Source organism: Helcobacillus massiliensis (assembly GCF_014191425.1).
Taxonomy (GTDB): Bacteria; Actinomycetota; Actinomycetes; order Actinomycetales; family Dermabacteraceae; genus Helcobacillus; species Helcobacillus massiliensis.
Map to the genome: position 1 here is coordinate 79,915 of NZ_JACHWP010000001.1, position 15,366 is coordinate 95,280.

Annotated in this window: 12 protein-coding genes; all 12 read left to right on the forward strand. The window is 70.1% G+C overall.

Features of this window, described 5'->3' with window-relative positions:
- Positions 1 to 82: 82 nt before the first annotated feature.
- The 12 genes from FHX50_RS00400 (at position 83) to FHX50_RS00455 (ending at position 15,363) form a co-directional block, all read left to right on the forward strand.
- The gene (locus tag FHX50_RS00400; protein WP_239375572.1) at positions 83 to 1,840 is read left to right on the forward strand and encodes a peptidoglycan D,D-transpeptidase FtsI family protein; all 1,758 of its coding nucleotides are present in this window, start codon (positions 83 to 85) and stop codon (positions 1,838 to 1,840) included.
- A gap of 9 nt (positions 1,841 to 1,849) precedes the next feature.
- The gene (locus tag FHX50_RS00405; protein WP_183373510.1) at positions 1,850 to 3,421 is read left to right on the forward strand and encodes a UDP-N-acetylmuramoyl-L-alanyl-D-glutamate--2,6-diaminopimelate ligase; all 1,572 of its coding nucleotides are present in this window, start codon (positions 1,850 to 1,852) and stop codon (positions 3,419 to 3,421) included.
- Positions 3,414 to 4,829 (forward strand): UDP-N-acetylmuramoyl-tripeptide--D-alanyl-D-alanine ligase, encoded by a 1,416-nt coding sequence (locus FHX50_RS00410; protein WP_183373511.1) that lies wholly within the window; start codon positions 3,414 to 3,416, stop codon positions 4,827 to 4,829. The genes FHX50_RS00405 and FHX50_RS00410 overlap by 8 nt, the downstream gene beginning before the upstream one ends.
- Positions 4,826 to 5,914: a phospho-N-acetylmuramoyl-pentapeptide-transferase gene (gene mraY, locus FHX50_RS00415; RefSeq protein WP_183373512.1), complete on the forward strand. Its 1,089-nt coding sequence runs from the start codon at positions 4,826 to 4,828 to the stop codon at positions 5,912 to 5,914. Before FHX50_RS00410 ends, mraY begins: the two co-directional genes overlap by 4 nt.
- A gap of 32 nt (positions 5,915 to 5,946) precedes the next feature.
- A complete protein-coding gene (gene murD, locus FHX50_RS00420) occupies positions 5,947 to 7,431 on the forward strand; it encodes a UDP-N-acetylmuramoyl-L-alanine--D-glutamate ligase (RefSeq protein ID WP_183373513.1) in 1,485 nt (494 codons plus the stop codon).
- Positions 7,431 to 8,723 carry a putative lipid II flippase FtsW gene (gene ftsW / locus FHX50_RS00425; protein ID WP_183373514.1) on the forward strand — a complete coding sequence of 431 codons (1,293 nt, stop codon included), beginning with the start codon at positions 7,431 to 7,433 and terminating at the stop codon, positions 8,721 to 8,723. Before murD ends, ftsW begins: the two co-directional genes overlap by 1 nt.
- Before the next feature lies 1 nt (position 8,724).
- On the forward strand, positions 8,725 to 9,804 hold the full coding sequence (murG, locus tag FHX50_RS00430; RefSeq protein ID WP_183373515.1) for an undecaprenyldiphospho-muramoylpentapeptide beta-N-acetylglucosaminyltransferase: 1,080 nt from the start codon (positions 8,725 to 8,727) through the stop codon (positions 9,802 to 9,804).
- Complete coding sequence (murC, locus tag FHX50_RS00435; protein ID WP_183373516.1) at positions 9,801 to 11,333, forward strand: UDP-N-acetylmuramate--L-alanine ligase; 1,533 nt, start codon at positions 9,801 to 9,803, stop codon at positions 11,331 to 11,333. Before murG ends, murC begins: the two co-directional genes overlap by 4 nt.
- Complete coding sequence (locus FHX50_RS00440; RefSeq protein ID WP_183373517.1) at positions 11,333 to 12,304, forward strand: cell division protein FtsQ/DivIB; 972 nt, start codon at positions 11,333 to 11,335, stop codon at positions 12,302 to 12,304. The genes murC and FHX50_RS00440 overlap by 1 nt, the downstream gene beginning before the upstream one ends.
- Positions 12,305 to 12,487: 183 nt before the next feature.
- Complete coding sequence (ftsZ, locus tag FHX50_RS00445) at positions 12,488 to 13,975, forward strand: cell division protein FtsZ (protein ID WP_183373518.1); 1,488 nt, start codon at positions 12,488 to 12,490, stop codon at positions 13,973 to 13,975.
- A gap of 13 nt (positions 13,976 to 13,988) precedes the next feature.
- Positions 13,989 to 14,762 (forward strand): peptidoglycan editing factor PgeF, encoded by a 774-nt coding sequence (gene pgeF, locus FHX50_RS00450; protein WP_183373519.1) that lies wholly within the window; start codon positions 13,989 to 13,991, stop codon positions 14,760 to 14,762.
- A gap of 97 nt (positions 14,763 to 14,859) precedes the next feature.
- Positions 14,860 to 15,363 (forward strand): cell division protein SepF, encoded by a 504-nt coding sequence (locus tag FHX50_RS00455; protein ID WP_183373520.1) that lies wholly within the window; start codon positions 14,860 to 14,862, stop codon positions 15,361 to 15,363.
- Positions 15,364 to 15,366 lie beyond the last annotated feature (3 nt).

Consider the following 15,366-nt stretch of genomic DNA (forward strand, 5'->3'; position numbering starts at 1 on the left):
GCGCGTCTCCCCTGACCGGAGCACCCGTCATACGCGTCAGAGGCTCGAGCGACAGCAGCGCTCGAGCCGTTCGCGTTCCCAGATGCGCAGCGGCGCGACCGCTGTCCGCACCCTGCCCGCCGAACCCCACCGCCGCCACCGACTCGTCCTCATCGGCATCGCGATCTTCGCGCTGCTGCTGGGCGGTCGCCTCATCTGGGTGCAGGGCCTGAACTCCGCCGAACTGTCCGAGAAGGCCGTGCAGGCGCGCACCGTGGAGCGGACCATCCCCGCGCTGCGCGGCGACATCCTGGACACCAACGGCAACGTCATGGCCACCAGCGTGCTCCGCTATGACATCTGGGTGGACCAGCGGCAGGTCGGCGACTACCGCGCCAACGACGACACCGCCACCGAAACGGGTGTGAAGGCCGCCGCGAAACAGCTCGCGCCGCTGACCGGGATGTCCGTGGCGGACCTGGAGAAGAAGCTGACCGGCAAAGCCGGATTCCAGTACATCATCCGCAATGTGGAGCCGAGCGAACGCGACGCCATCATGGCGCTGGACATCCCCGGCATCGGTGCGGACCGCGCCACCGAGCGCATCTACCCCGGCGGCATGGTCGGCGCCAACGTCGTCGGCTTCGTCAGCTCCGACGGGCAGGCGCTCGGCGGCACCGAACTGTCCTGGGATGAGCACCTGCGCGGCCAGGACGGGCACACCACCTACGAGCGCGGAGCCGGCGGGCAGGTGATCCCGTCGGGCTCCAACACCACGAAGGACGCCGTGGACGGCCAGGACGTGGTCCTCACCATCGACGAGGACATCCAGCACCGCGCCCAGGAGATCATCACCGCCAAGGTGAAGGAGTGGAACGGCACCGGCGGCTCCATCGTCGTCATCGACACCGCCACGGGCGACATCGTCGCCCTCGCCGAGGACCCGACGTTCGACCCCAACCAGCCCGCCAAGGCGAAGCCCGATCTGCTCGGCAACCAGTCCATCTCGAACGTGTTCGAGCCCGGCTCCACCGGCAAGCTCTTCACCATGGCCGCCGCCCTCGAGGAGGGCGTGACGACCCCGTCGGAGAAGCACACCGTTCCGTACTCCAAGGAGTTCAAGGGGCATCAGGTGCGCGACTCCCACCAGCACCCCACCCAGTACCTCACCACCGCGGGTGTTCTGAAGGAGTCCTCGAACGTCGGCACCGTGGAGATCGCCAACCGGATGAGCCCGAAGACCCGCTATGAGTACCTGCGCAAGTTCGGCCTCGGTCAGCCCACCGGTCTGCCGCTTCCCGGCGAGTCCGGCGGCATCCTCCACAAGCCGGAGAACTGGACCGGCCGCACCGAGTTCACCACCTCTTTCGGCCAGGGATATGCCGTCAACGCCGTGCAGGTGACCAGCGCCGTCGGCACATTCGCCAACGACGGAGTCCATGTCCGCCCCCGCATCGTCAAGGGCGTGAAGGACGCCAAGGGGGTTCTGCGCCCCACCCAGAAGCAGCAGGCGGACCGGGTCGTCTCCCCGGAGACGGCCGCCACCATGCGCCAGCTGATGGACAACGACGTGCCCGACAACCCTGACTCCAACGCGCACGTGCCCGGCTTCGCCGTCGGCGGCAAGACCGGCACCGCGCAGGTGCCCGACGGCACCTACACCGCCTCCTTCATCGGCATGGCGCCGATGGACGACCCGCGCTACGTCATCGGCGTGTTCGTGTACGGTCTTCCGGCGTACTTCTCCGGCAACACCGTCGCCGCTCCCGCCTTCGCCGACATCATGAGCTACACCCTGCATGCACGCCGCGTCACGCCCTCGGGCAAGGACGGCGTCGAACTCGACAACACCTGGAAGTGATCCACCACCGTGACCAGCACTGAGATCGACTCGCGACCCCACGGCCTGCCTCCGCTGCCGGCGGACACCCTGGCGGAGCAGCTCGGGGCCCGCCTCGTCGGCGATGCCGCGCAGCTCACCGGCGCCACCATCGACTCCCGCGCCGTCCGCCCCGGTGACCTCTGGATCGCCGTGCAGGGCGAGAACAACCACGGCGCCGAATTCGCCGCCGGTGCCGTTGAGCTCGGCTGCGGCGCCATCCTCACCGACACCGCCGGCGAGCAGCTCATCCGCGAGAGCATCGCCGCTGACAGGATCCCCGCGCTCCTGCTCAGCGAGGATCCCCGCGCCCATGCCGCTCGCGCCGCGGACCTGATCTATGCCGAACCGTCCGCGTCCATGAGCGTCGTCGGCGTCACCGGCACGAACGGGAAGACCTCGATCACCACGATGATCGACCGCACCCTGCAGTCGATGGGCGTCGGCACTGCGGTCGTCGGGACGAACGGCACCTTCGTCACCCCCGCGGGGGAGGGGACCCGCACCGTGCCGACGGTCCGCACCACCCCCGAAGCGCCCGACCTGCACGGCATGCTCGCCATGATGCGCGAGAGCGGTGTCCAGACCGCGTCGCTGGAGGTCTCCAGCCACGCGATGATCCTCCACCGCGCCGACTCCGTCCGCTTCGCCTGCGCCGTGTTCACGAACCTGTCGCAGGACCACCTGGACTTCCACGGCACGATGGAGGCCTACTTCGACGCCAAAGCGATGCTGTTCGCCGGTGACCGCGCGCGGTCCGGCGTCATCTGCGTGGACGACGACTGGGGCCGCCGACTCGCCGATCGCGCCGAGATCCCGTCGGTCACCTACACCACCGACCCGGACCGCGAGGCCGACTTCCGCGTCACCTCCATGACCCCCGAGGGCTTCGGCACCCGCTTCACGGTCGCCTGGGACGGCGGAGACGACTTCGACCTCGTCGCCACCCTGCCCGGCACCCACTACGTCGCCAACACCCTCGGTGTGGCGCTGGCGCTGCACTCCTGCGGCTACGACTTCGACGTCGTCGCCGAGCACGTCGCCACCGCCGGCACCGTCCCCGGCCGCATGGAGCTGGTGCACGATGACGGCATCCGCGCGGTCGTCGACTACTCCCACACGCCGGACGCCCTGGAGAAGACCCTGGTCTCGCTGCGGGCCCTGCCGAATGTGCGCCGCATCCTCACGGTGATGGGCGCCGGCGGTGACCGCGACCGAGCCAAGCGCCCGCTCATGGGGGAGGTCGCCGCGCGCCTCTCCGACACCGTCGTCATCACCGACGACAACCCCCGCACCGAGGACCCCGCGTCGATCCGCGAGCAGGTCGCCGCAGGCGCCCACCGCGCCGCTGAGCAGTCCGGCGCCGACGTGATCGACCAGGGTGACCGCGCCGAAGCGATCGCCCGCGCCCTCCGCCTCGCAGAGGTGGGCGACGTCGTCATCGTCGCCGGCAAGGGCGCCGAGACCGGCCAGGACTTCGGCGACCGCGTCATCGACTTCGACGACCGCGCCCACGTGCGCGCCCACTTCACTCGGAAGGATCAGGACTCCACTCATGCTTGAGCTGACAGCCGCCGACATCGCTGAGATCACCGGTGGTCGGCTGGTCGGCGGGGCCGACGGGTCCGAACGCGTCACCGGCCGCGCCGTCGTCGATTCCCGCACCGTCCAGACCGGTGACCTGTTCGTCGCGTTCCCCGGTGAGCGCGTCGACGGTCACCGCTTCGCCGAGAAGGCCATGGCCGACGGGGCCGCCCTCACCCTCGTGACCCGCGACGTCGGCGTCCCCGCCGTCCAGGTCAAGGACGCCCTCGAGGCCGTCACGGAGCTCGGCCGACGGATGCTGCAGCGCGCCCGCACCGAGAATCCCGACCTGGCGGTCATCGCCATTACCGGCTCCTCCGGCAAGACCAGCACCAAGGACCTGCTGTACGCGATGCTCAGCCGTGTCGGCGAGACCATCGCTCCGGCCGGCAGCCGTAACAACGAACTGGGGCTGCCGCTGACGATCCTTGAGGCCACCGCGACCACCCGCTTCCTCGTGCTGGAGATGGGGGCGCGCGGCATCGGCCACATCCGCCATCTGACTGAGATCGCTCCACCGGACATCTCCGTGGTGCTGAACGTCGGGACCGCGCACGTGGGGGAGTTCGGTGGGCAGGACGCGATCCGCATCGCCAAGCAGGAGCTGGTGGAGGCGCTCGGTGCAGACGGCACCGCCGTGCTGAACATCGACGATCCCCGTGTCGCATCCATGGCCGACGCCACCGGCGCCCGCGTGCTGCGCACCGGGTTCGCCGCCGATGCGGACATCACCGCCGTCGACGTCGACCTCGATGAGGACGCGCAGCCCAGCTTCGAGCTGCGAGTCGCCGGTCAGTCCCGCCGCATCCGCCTTTCCCTGACCGGCGAGCACCACGTCATCAACGCCCTGTCGGCCGCCGGCGCTGCGCTCGCCGCCGGCCTCACCCTCGATGAGGTCGCCGACGGGCTCGAAACCGCCCGCTCCCGCAGCGAAGGCCGCATGCAGGTCAGCCACGTGCGGGACGGCATCACCATCATCAACGACGCCTACAACGCGAACCCGGACTCCATGCGCACCGCCCTGAAGGCGCTCGCACACCTGGGCCGCACCCGTCGCACCATCGCAGTGCTCGGCGAAATGCTCGAGCTGGGGGAGGAGTCGGTGCAGATGCACGACTCCGTCGGCCGCCTCGCCGTGCGGCTGAACGTCCACCAGCTGATCGTGGTCGGCAGCGGAGCCCGCGCCATCCACAACGGCGCGCACCTGGAGGGCAGCTTCGGGGGTGAATCACGCTATGTCGATTCGATCGACGAGGCCCGCTCTGTGCTAGAAACGATCCTGCAGAGCGGCGACATCGTTCTGCTGAAGTCATCCAACGGAGCCGGCCTGGCCGCGCTCGGCGAAGAACTGGTGAAGACCATGAGCACAGGAGAGGAGTCCGCATGATCTCCATCCTGATCGCCGGCGCTGCTGCCCTGATCCTCTGCGGATTCGGCACCCCCTTCTACATCCGTCTTCTCGTCAAGAAGCAGTACGGCCAGTTCGTCCGCGATGACGGCCCGACCTCGCACTCGACGAAGCGCGGGACCCCCACCATGGGCGGTGTGGCGATCATCGGCTCCGTGCTGCTCGCGTACGCGCTCGCGCACCTGATCACCTGGACGGCGCCGACGGCCTCCGGTCTGCTGGTGCTGTTCCTCATGACCGGCCTGGGCGCCCTCGGCTTCGCCGACGACTACCTGAAGATCGCCAAGAAGCAGTCCCTCGGCCTGACCGCGAAGAAGAAGCTGATCGGTCAGTTCACCGTGGCGACCGTGTTCGCGGTCCTCGCCCTCAGCTTCCCTGACGCGCACGGCCGCACCCCCGGCTCGTTCGAGATCTCGTTCGTCCGGGACATCGACTGGCTGGACCTCGCGTTCGCCGGCACCACCCTCGGCATCATCCTGTTCGCCCTCTGGTCGAACTTCCTCGTGGCCGCCTGGTCCAACGGCGTCAACCTCACTGACGGCCTCGACGGCCTCGCCACCGGTGCGACCGCCATCTTCACCGGCAGCTATGTCCTCATCCTGTTCTGGCAGTGGCGGCAGTCCTGTGAGATGGGCGTGGGCGGCGCCTGCTACGAGACCCGCAACCCGCTGGACCTTGCGCTGGTGTCCATGGCGATCCTCGGCGCCTGCGTCGGCTTCCTGTGGTGGAACACCTCCCCGGCGAAGATCTTCATGGGCGACACCGGCTCCCTCGCCCTCGGCGGAGCCCTCGCCGGTCTGACGATCATCTCCCGCACCCAGTTCATCGGCGCCATCATCGGCGGCCTGTTCATCGCGATCTCCCTGTCGGTGATCATCCAGGTCACCAGCTTCAAACTGACCCGCAAGCGCGTGTTCCGCATGGCGCCGCTGCAGCATCACTTCGAACTGGCCGGCTGGAACGAAGTGACGATCGTGGTCCGCTTCTGGATCGTGGCGCTGCTGTGCGCCAGCATCGGTCTCGGGCTGTTCTACTTCGACGCCCTCACACTGCTGCCGAAGTGACGCACCCGCACCTCAGCAAGGAGACGACGCCCGTGGACGCATCACAGAACCGCACCCCGCTCGCCGAACGGCCCTGGCCGGGACTGGACGTCAGCGGTGCCCGCATCCTCGTGGCAGGCTTCGGCGTCTCCGGCTACGCCGTCGTCGACCAGACCCTGCAGCGCGGGGCGCACGTCGTCGCCGTGGACGGCAACGACAGCCCCGAGAACGAGGAGCGGGCAGAGATCCTCCGCGTCCTCGGCGCCGACATCCGGCTCGGCGCCGGCACCACCGACCGCCTCCCCGACGGCGACATCGACGTCGTCATCACCTCCCCCGGGTGGCGCCCCGACCAGCCGCTGCTGGCCGAAGCGGCCCAGCGCGGCATCCCCGTCTGGTCCGAAGTGGAGCTCGCCCGCCGCATGCAGCCCGAGGGCGGCCCCGCCTGGCTCACCGTCACCGGCACCAACGGCAAGACCACCGTGGTGACGATGCTCGAGCACATCCTGCGCACCGCGGGTATCCGCGCCGTTGCCGCGGGGAACGTGGGACTGCCCGTCATCGAAGCGGCACTGGACCCGATCGGGTTCGAGGTGCTCGCTGTTGAGCTGTCCAGCTTCCAGCTGCACTGGACGCAGAACCTCCACGCCGAGGCCAGCTGCATCCTCACCATCAGCGACGACCACCTCGACTGGCACGGCGGCGCCGACGAGTACGCCGCCGCGAAGGGCCGCATCTACGACCAGACCATCACGGCGTGCCTGTACAACCTGCACGAGGACCGCACCCGCACACTGCTGGAGGAAGCGGACGTGGTGGAGGGCTGCCGCGCCATCGGCGTCGGGCTCGGCACCCCGGGCCCGTCCGAACTCGGCATCGTCGATGACCTCCTAGTGGACCGCGCATTCGTGCCCGAGCGCCACCGGCAGGCCGCTGAGCTCACCAGCCTCACCGACCTCGCCCACCTCGGCCCCCACGGCGCCCCCGCTCATGTCGTGTTCAACGCCCTGAACGCGGCGGGCCTGGCACGCGCCGTCGGGGTGGAGCCCGCCCACATCCGTGACGGCCTGCGCACCTACAGTCCCGGTGAGCACCGCATCCAGGTGGTGCACCGCTCCGGCGGCATCACCTGGGTGGACGATTCGAAGGCCACCAACCCCGACGCCGCCCGCGCGGCCCTCGCCAGCGCCCAGTCCATCGTGTGGATCGCCGGCGGTGACACCAAGGGCGCCCCCATCGGCGACCTGGTCGCAGGAGCAGCCGACTGCCTGCGCGCCGTCGTCCTCATCGGCACGGATGCCACTGCCTTCACCGACGCGCTCACCGAGCACGCCCCGTCGGTCCCCGTGGTGCGCATCGACCCCGACCAGGAGGCCGACTCCGTGATGCGCGCCGCGGTCCGCGCCGCGCGCGAGCACGCCGCCGACGACGACGTGGTGCTGCTCGCGCCCGCCGCCGCCAGCATCGACCAGTTCCGCAACTACGCCGAGCGCGGCCGACTCTTCCAGCGGGCCGTGCTGGCAGAGGCAGGCGCCTGATGCCCGACGACCAGAGCACCTCCGCCCGCACCGTCCCCACCATCGTCCGTCCCACCAAGGACGAGCCGCTCGGCGACGTCCGCGGCAGCCTGAAGTCCGAAGTGGGGGCGTGGCTGCGCTCCCCCGCACTCGACTTCTTCGCCCTGCTCGTCATCGGGGGACTGCTCGTCCTCATCGGCCTGATCATGGTGCTGTCCAGCTCCTCGGTGGACGCCATCTCCAAGGGCCAGTCCGGGTACTCGGGGTTCCTCCGCCAGGGCGCGTACGCAGCCGTCGGCCTGGTCGCCCTGATCGTGGCGGTCGCGCTGCCGGCGCGGACCCTGCGCTCACCCGCGCTGCTGTGGGTGGTGCTGATCGGTGCGATGGCGCTGCAGCTGCTGGTGTTCACCCCGCTGGGCATCAACATCAACGGCAACCGCAACTGGGTGAGGCTCGGGCCGGTCACCGGCCAGCCCGCTGAGTTCCTCAAGCTCGCGCTCGCGCTCTGGCTCGGCTCCATCCTCGCGGTCAAGCGCAAGCGCCTGCGGGACGTCAAACATCTGATGATCCCGCTGGCCCCCGTGGTGCTGCTGTGCCTCGGGCTCGTCCTCGCCGGCCGAGACCTCGGCACCGTCATGATGATGGCGTTCCTCGTGGCGGGCGCCCTGTGGGTGGCGGGGGTGCCGAAGCGCTGGTTCATGATCGGCGGCGGCATCGCCGTGGTCGGTGTGATCGCAGCGGCCGTCATGTCGCCGAACCGTATGGCGCGCATCGACAACTGGCTGCACGGCGTCTGCGAAGGGGACTCCTGCTTCCAGGCGCAGAACGGCCTGGCCGCCATCGCCGAAGGCGGCTGGTGGGGTGTGGGCCTCGGAGCGTCCCGCCAGAAATGGGGCCGCATCCCGCACGCCGACAATGACTACATCTTCGCCGTCATCGGGGAGGAGTTCGGCCTGCTCGGCACCCTGTCCGTGCTCGCACTGTTCCTCCTGCTCGGTCTCGTCCTGTTCCGCATGACGAGCCGCCTGCGGGAACCGGCAGCGCAGATCACCATCGCCGGCATCTCCTGCTGGATCCTCGGCCAGGCACTGGTCAACATGATGGTGGTGGCGGGCCTGCTGCCGGTGCTCGGTGTGCCGCTGCCGTTCGTGTCCGCCGGCGGCTCCGCGCTCGTCGCATCCATGCTGGCGCTCGGGGTGCTGCTCAACTACGCCCGCTCCGAACCGGGCGCCGATGCCGCGCTGCGGGCCCGCGCGGGCCTGTCGAAGCGCTCCGGCTCCGTCATCTCATCCGGCCATTCATCCAGGAAGTGACATGACCACCACTCGCACCGTCCTCGTCGCCGGCGGCGGCTCCGCCGGGCACGTCTCCCCGATGCTCGCCACCGCGGAAGCGCTGGTCCGCGACAACGACGACATCCGCGTGATCGCGCTCGGCACCGCCGCCGGGCTGGAAGCGGACCTCGTGCCCGATGCCGGGTTCGAGCTTCTGACCATCGACAAGGTGCCGTTCCCGCGCCGCCCCAACCTGGATGCGCTGCGCTTCCCGGGCCGACTCGCCGCGCAGATCCGCACGGTGCGGCGCCTGCTGCGCGAGCACGATGTCCGCGCCATCGCCGGGTTCGGAGGCTACGTGTGCCCGCCGGCGTACCTCGCCGGCGCCGCCGCCCGCATCCCGCTGATCATCCACGAGGCGAACAAGCGGCCCGGTCTCGCGAACCGGCTCGGGGCCCGCATCGCCCGCATCGTCGCCACCGCGTTCGAGGGCTCCACCCTGCCGAAGGCGGTCCGCATCGGCATGCCCATGCGCCGCGGCATCGCCCACCTGGACCGCGCGGCGCTGCGCGCTGAGGCACTCGAGCACTTCGGCCTCGCCCCGGACCGCCCCACGCTGCTCGTCACCGGCGGGTCCCTCGGTGCCCAGCGCCTCAACGCGGCGATCGGCGCCACCGCCCAGGAGATCGCGCAGACCGGTGCGCAGATCCTCCACATCACCGGCCGCGGCAAGTCGTTCCCCGTGGAAGCGGAGCACTACCGGCAGGTGGAGTACGTGACTCGGATGGAGCTGGCGTACGCCGCCGCGGACCTCGCCGTCACCCGTTCCGGCGCCGGAACGGTCAGCGAACTGACCGCGGTGGGCCTGCCCGCCGTGTACGTGCCGCTGCCGATCGGCAACGGGGAACAGGCGCTGAACGGGCAGGACGTGGTCGATGCGGGCGGCGCCCTCATGGTCCACGATGCCGACTTCACCGCCGACGCCGTCCGCTCCACGGTCATCCCGCTGCTCGCCGATGACGCCCGCCGCACCGAGATGGCCCGCGCCGCCCGAGGCTTCGGCATCACCGACGCCGCTGAGGCCCTCGCCGACCTGATCCGAGGAGAGATCCGCCGATGAGCACCGACTTCCTGGACACCCTGGAGCCGTTCGAGACGGGCACCCTGCATTCGATGCTGCAGCCGGGCGGCGTGGTCACCCAGCCGCACTGGCCGACGGATGCCGCCCCCTCCTCGATCCACGTGATCCGCATCGGCGGTGCCGGTATGAGCGCGGTCGCCCGCCTCGCCCTCGACGCGGGCCTGACCGTCACCGGGTCGGAATCGCAGGACGGGCAGTTCCTGCAGCCGCTGCGGGACCGGGGCGCCACCATCACCGTCGGGTTCGATGCCGACAACCTCACCGCCGACACGGACCTCGTGGTCGTCTCCACCGCCGTCCGCGCGGACAATCCTGAAGTCCTCGCCGCCCGGGAAGCGGGTATCCCCGTGATCCACCGCGCCGCCGCGCTCGCGGGACTGCTCGGCACCCGTCGGCAGATCGCGGTGGCGGGCACGCACGGCAAGACGACCACCACCTCGATGGCGGTGATGGCGCTGCGGGCAGCGGGGGAGGACCCCGCCTGGGCGATCGGCGCGGCGGTCCCGCAGCTGGGTGCGAACGCCGGGTTCGGATCCACCGACACCGCTGTCATCGAAGCGGATGAATCCGACGGCTCCCTGGTCGCGTTCAGCCCCGCCGCCGCGGTCATCACGAACTTCGAAGCGGACCACCTCGACTTCCACGGCACGGAGGAGAACCTCCGCGCGATCGTCTCGGCGTTCATCGCCCGACTCCATGACGGGGCACCGCTGATCGCCTGCGCCGACGATCCCGGCGCCCTCAGCCTCGCTGTGTCGGCCCGCGGGGCCGGTCATCGCGTCCTCACCTACGGGGAGCACCAGGACGCCGACTGGCGGATCCTCGAGGACCTCACCACCCCGGCGGGGGCGGCGGTCCGTCTCAGCCGGCCGACGGGGGCCGATGTGGAGCTGCGCCTCGCCGTGCCGGGGCGCCACAACATCCTCAACGCGACCGGTGCCCTGGTGGCCGCGGCGGAGCTCGGCTTCGAACCGGAGCAGGTGCTGGCCGGACTCGCGGAGTTCACCGGCGCCGCCCGCCGCTTCCAGCGCACCGCCACCATCGGCAGCATTGACGTCATCGACGACTACGCCCACCATCCCCGCGAAGTCGCCGCCACCATCGACGCCGCCCGGGACCTCGCCGGTGACCGGCCGGTGATCGCGGTGTTCCAGCCGCACCTGTTCTCCCGCACGAAGACGTTCGCCCGCGAGTTCGCAGACGCACTCGCCGGTGCGGATCAGCAGGTGCTGCTGCCGATCTACCCGGCCAGGGAGGACTTCGACCCGTCGATCCGTTCGGAGGATGTCGCTGCGCTCGTGCCCGGTGGTGCGGCGCGGGTCGTTGAGAAGGGCGAGCTGCCAGCAGCCGTTGCCGACCTGGTCGGCGGCACGGGCGGGGCGGTCGTCCTGATGATGGGCGCCGGTGACGTGGTCGAGGAGACCGCGGCTGTCGCCGATGCCCTGCGCGCCGTCGGCCGCGACAGTTCCGACAGCACTGACAGCGCCGGTCAGGCCGACGGCCGCTGATGAAGCAGCCCCGGATCCGCCGCCCCAGCGGAGCGCCCCACACACCGCGGCGCCCCGTCGACGACCAGCACCCGTCGGCCTCCGGATCGCACGCCGCCCCGGACCCTGCTGACTCGCAGCAGCGCGACCAGGTCGGCTCCGAGGTGGAGCGGCAGGAGGAGCCCACCACCCTCGCCCGCCGCTCCGGCTCCTCCCGCGTGGTCGACGCCCGCGACCGGTTCGCCTCCACCCACCGAGACGACGCCGGCGGCCGCGGCGGACTGCTGTCGCGCCTGCGCCCCCGGCCCTGGCAGCGCAGCCGCCGCCCCATCGTCATCACCCTGCTCATCGCCGGTGTGCTGCTCGTGGCGGCACTGGCCGCGCTGCTGTTCATGCCGCAGTTCAAGCTCGAGGAGACCACGGTCACCGGCACCGGGTACGTCTCCGAGGAGTCCATCACACAGGTCACAGGCCCGCAGATGGGCCGATCGATCCTGCTGGCCGACACCTCCGGCGCGGCCGACGAGATCGCGACGATCCCCGGCGTGAAGGACGCCGAAGTGGACCGCGCCTGGCCGAACCGGCTGCGCGTCACCGTGACGGAGCGCGAACCAGCCGCTGTGGTGAAGAACGGCTCCGCCACCCACGTGGTCGACCTCGACGGCGTCGTCCTGCCCAAGGCGTCCGCGCAGGGGAAGTCTCTGCGCACCCTGACGGTGAAGGGCGAGGCGATCGATCCGGAGCGCACGCAGGAGGCGCTGATGGCCACCCTCACCACCATCGACCCGGCGCTGCTCAAGCAGGTGACGGGGATCGAGGCGAGCACGCCGTCGAACGTGACGGTGAAGATCACCACGGACAGCGGCCCCAAGACCATCATCTGGGGCACCGCGGAGGACGGCGAACTGAAGTCGAAGGTGGTGCAGGCCCTGCTGAAGCAGCCCGGATCCACGATCGACGTCTCCGCCCCGCACTCACCGACCACCCGCTGACACCGGCCGGCGCGCCCTGTGGAGGGCGGGCCGGCAGAGAACTGCTGTCAGACACGCATGCGAGAGTTGTTGCACTCACCTCGGCGGCAACTTAGCGTCGACAGTACGAAGAACGCAGCTGATTCCTCGACCTCAACTGGAGGTTGAGGGTTGAGAACCTCGGACGAAAGCAGGACCAACCCCGTGGACGGATCCCAGAACTACCTCGCAGTCATCAAAGTCGTCGGCATCGGCGGCGGCGGTGTCAACGCCGTGAACCGCATGATCGAATCCGGCCTGAAGGGCGTGGAGTTCATTGCGATCAACACCGACGCCCAGGCCCTGCTGATGTCGGACGCCGACGTCAAGCTCGACGTCGGCAAGGAGCTCACCCGCGGCCTCGGCGCCGGCGCCGACCCCGAAGTGGGTCGCCGCGCTGCGGAGGACCACAAGGAGGAGATCCAGGAAGCGCTCAAGGGCGCGGACATGGTCTTCGTGACCGCCGGCGAGGGCGGCGGCACCGGCACCGGCGGCGCCCCGGTCGTGGCATCCATCGCCCGCGAGATCGGCGCGCTGACCATCGGTGTGGTCACCCGTCCGTTCACCTTTGAGGGCCGCCGCCGCTCTACCCAGGCCGAGTCCGGCATCGAGACGCTGCAGGCTGAGGTCGACACCCTCATCACCATCCCGAACGACAAGCTGCTGCAGATCGCGGATGCCAAGATCTCCATGCTGGACGCGTTCAAGCACGCCGACCAGGTGCTGCTGCAGGGCGTCTCCGGCATCACCGACCTGATCACCACCCCGGGCCTGATCAACCTCGACTTCGCGGACGTCAAGTCCGTCATGCAGGACGCCGGCACCGCCCTCATGGGCATCGGCTCCGCCCGGGGCGACGACCGTGCTCTGCAGGCCGCTGAGCTCGCCGTCTCCAGCCCCCTGCTGGAGGCCTCGATCGACGGCGCCTACGGCGTGCTGCTCTCCATCCAGGGCGGGACCGACCTCGGCCTCGTCGAGGTGTCCGAGGCCGCGCGCCTCATCCAGGAGGCCGCGCACCCGGATGCGAACATCATCTTCGGCTCCGTGATCGACGACGCCCTCGGCGACGAGGTCCGTGTGACCGTCATCGCCGCAGGCTTCGAACCGAAGGGTGCGAAGAAGCAGGCCGACGAGGCCCGCGCCCAGCAGCAGGCGGGCCGTGTGCCGTCCTCCGGCGGCTACGGATCCTCGGCCGCGGGCGGCTACGGCCAGTCCCGCCCCGCCGCTCAGCCGGCGCAGCCCTCGCGCTACGCCCAGCAGTCCGGGGGCTACACCCAGCCCTCCACCCAGTACGGCTCCTCCGAGCAGTTCAGCCAGCCGTCCGCGCAGGGCGACTACGCACAGGACCGTCAGCAGGACCAGCAGAGCAGTGCGTCGCAGTACGAGCAGCAGGGTCAGCAGAACCAGTTCGCTCAGTCGGCTCCGTCGGCTCCCGCGGCGTACGTACCCTCCGCGTCCCCGCAGAACCGCATGGAGTCGGACTCCGTGGACCGCGACGATGAGACCGACCAGGACCAGCAGCACAGCAGCCCCTACTCGTCGGGCCCCTCGCGTGCGCAGGAGCAGCAGAAGCGCCAGCCGTCCGTCCCCACCATCGACGAGCAGCCGCGCCGCAGCGACGACGACCTGGACATCCCCGACTTCCTGAAGTGAGGATCGTCCACCAGTGACGACACCTGATCAGCCGTGGGCGCGGAGACCGGCCATTCCCGGACTCCGCGCCCTCGTCACGACCGTGCACGCCGGCAACCTCGCGCTCCACGCCGGGGCAGACCCGGGGGGCGCCCGCGCCGCCCGTGCCCGCCTGGAGGAGAGGATCGGCCGACGGGTGCTGTTCGTCAGCCAGATCCATTCTCCGCGCGTGGTCCGCATCGACCGCACCACCGACCTCGACGCCTTCGCCGCGGACCCGCCCGAGTGCGACGCCCTGGTCACCGCCCGCGATGACGTCGCGCTGGCGATGATGGTCGCGGACTGCATGCCGATCGCGTTCGCCGACCCCGATGCCGGTGTCGTCGGCGCAGCGCATGCGGGCCGCCGGGGCCTGCTCGACGGGGTCATCCAGAACACGGTGGCCGCCATGACCGACCTGGGAGCCCGGCCCGAGCGGATCCGCGCATCCGTTGGCCCATCGATCTGCGGCCGCTGCTACGAAGTGCCCGCGGACATGCTCGAGGAGGCGGTGCGCTCGAACCCCGCTGCGAGCGGCGAGACGCGGTGGGGGACGCCCGCTGTGGATCTGCAGTCCGGGGCGCGCTGGGCGCTGGAGCAGGCGGGGATCAGGGACGAGCACATGGAGCTGCCGACGGTGTGCACCCTGGAGGACGAGGACTTCTTCTCGCACCGCCGTTCGAGTGCGTCGGGACGGTTCGCGACCGCGGTGTGGCGGGACGGTTCAGCGGAGAATCCCGATTCTGCGCGACACGCCGCACAGCGATGAGGCGGCGCTCATGTCACTCATGTAATTTTCATGGTGGACCCACTGCACTCCCGTGCTTCCCCACGGGTCGTCACTTCGCGATGAGGGAGAGTAAAGAATGAGCGCAATGCGCAAGGCCATGGTGTACCTGGGGTTGGCCGACCAGACCGACGACGACCAGTACTACTACGATGACCTGGACTCCGCGGACCAGCAGCGACCGGCACCGGTGGCGGCCCGCGCGGTTGAGAACGACAAGGAACCCCTCGAGCGGGAGGCTCACGTGACCCCGATCCGTCAGCGCCAGCAGAACATCGTCTCCGTGGCGCCCTCCGCCGCGCCGGACGCCATGCAGCGCATCACCACGATCCACCCGCGCTCGTACAACGACGCCAAGAGCATCGGCGAGTCCTTCCGCGACGGCGTCCCGGTGATCCTGAACCTGTCCGACATGGACGAGGCCGATGCCAAGCGCATGGTCGACTTCTCCGCCGGTCTCGTGTTCGGTCTGCGCGGCTCCATCGAGCGCGTCACCAACAAGGTGTTCCTGCTCTCGCCCGAGTTCATCCAGGTCGATGGTGACGCCAAGGGCGAAGAGAACACGTTCTACAACCAGAGCTGAGGG

Coding starts and splice junctions, on each gene's coding strand:
- FHX50_RS00400 (WP_239375572.1), top strand. CDS start 83: ATGCGCAGCGGCGCGACCGCTGTCCGCACCCTGCCCGCCGAACCCCAC.
- murC (WP_183373516.1), top strand. CDS start 9,801: ATGAGCACCGACTTCCTGGACACCCTGGAGCCGTTCGAGACGGGCACC.
- mraY (WP_183373512.1), top strand. CDS start 4,826: ATGATCTCCATCCTGATCGCCGGCGCTGCTGCCCTGATCCTCTGCGGA.
- ftsW (WP_183373514.1), top strand. CDS start 7,431: ATGCCCGACGACCAGAGCACCTCCGCCCGCACCGTCCCCACCATCGTC.
- FHX50_RS00455 (WP_183373520.1), top strand. CDS start 14,860: ATGAGCGCAATGCGCAAGGCCATGGTGTACCTGGGGTTGGCCGACCAG.
- FHX50_RS00410 (WP_183373511.1), top strand. CDS start 3,414: ATGCTTGAGCTGACAGCCGCCGACATCGCTGAGATCACCGGTGGTCGG.
- FHX50_RS00440 (WP_183373517.1), top strand. CDS start 11,333: ATGAAGCAGCCCCGGATCCGCCGCCCCAGCGGAGCGCCCCACACACCG.
- murG (WP_183373515.1), top strand. CDS start 8,725: ATGACCACCACTCGCACCGTCCTCGTCGCCGGCGGCGGCTCCGCCGGG.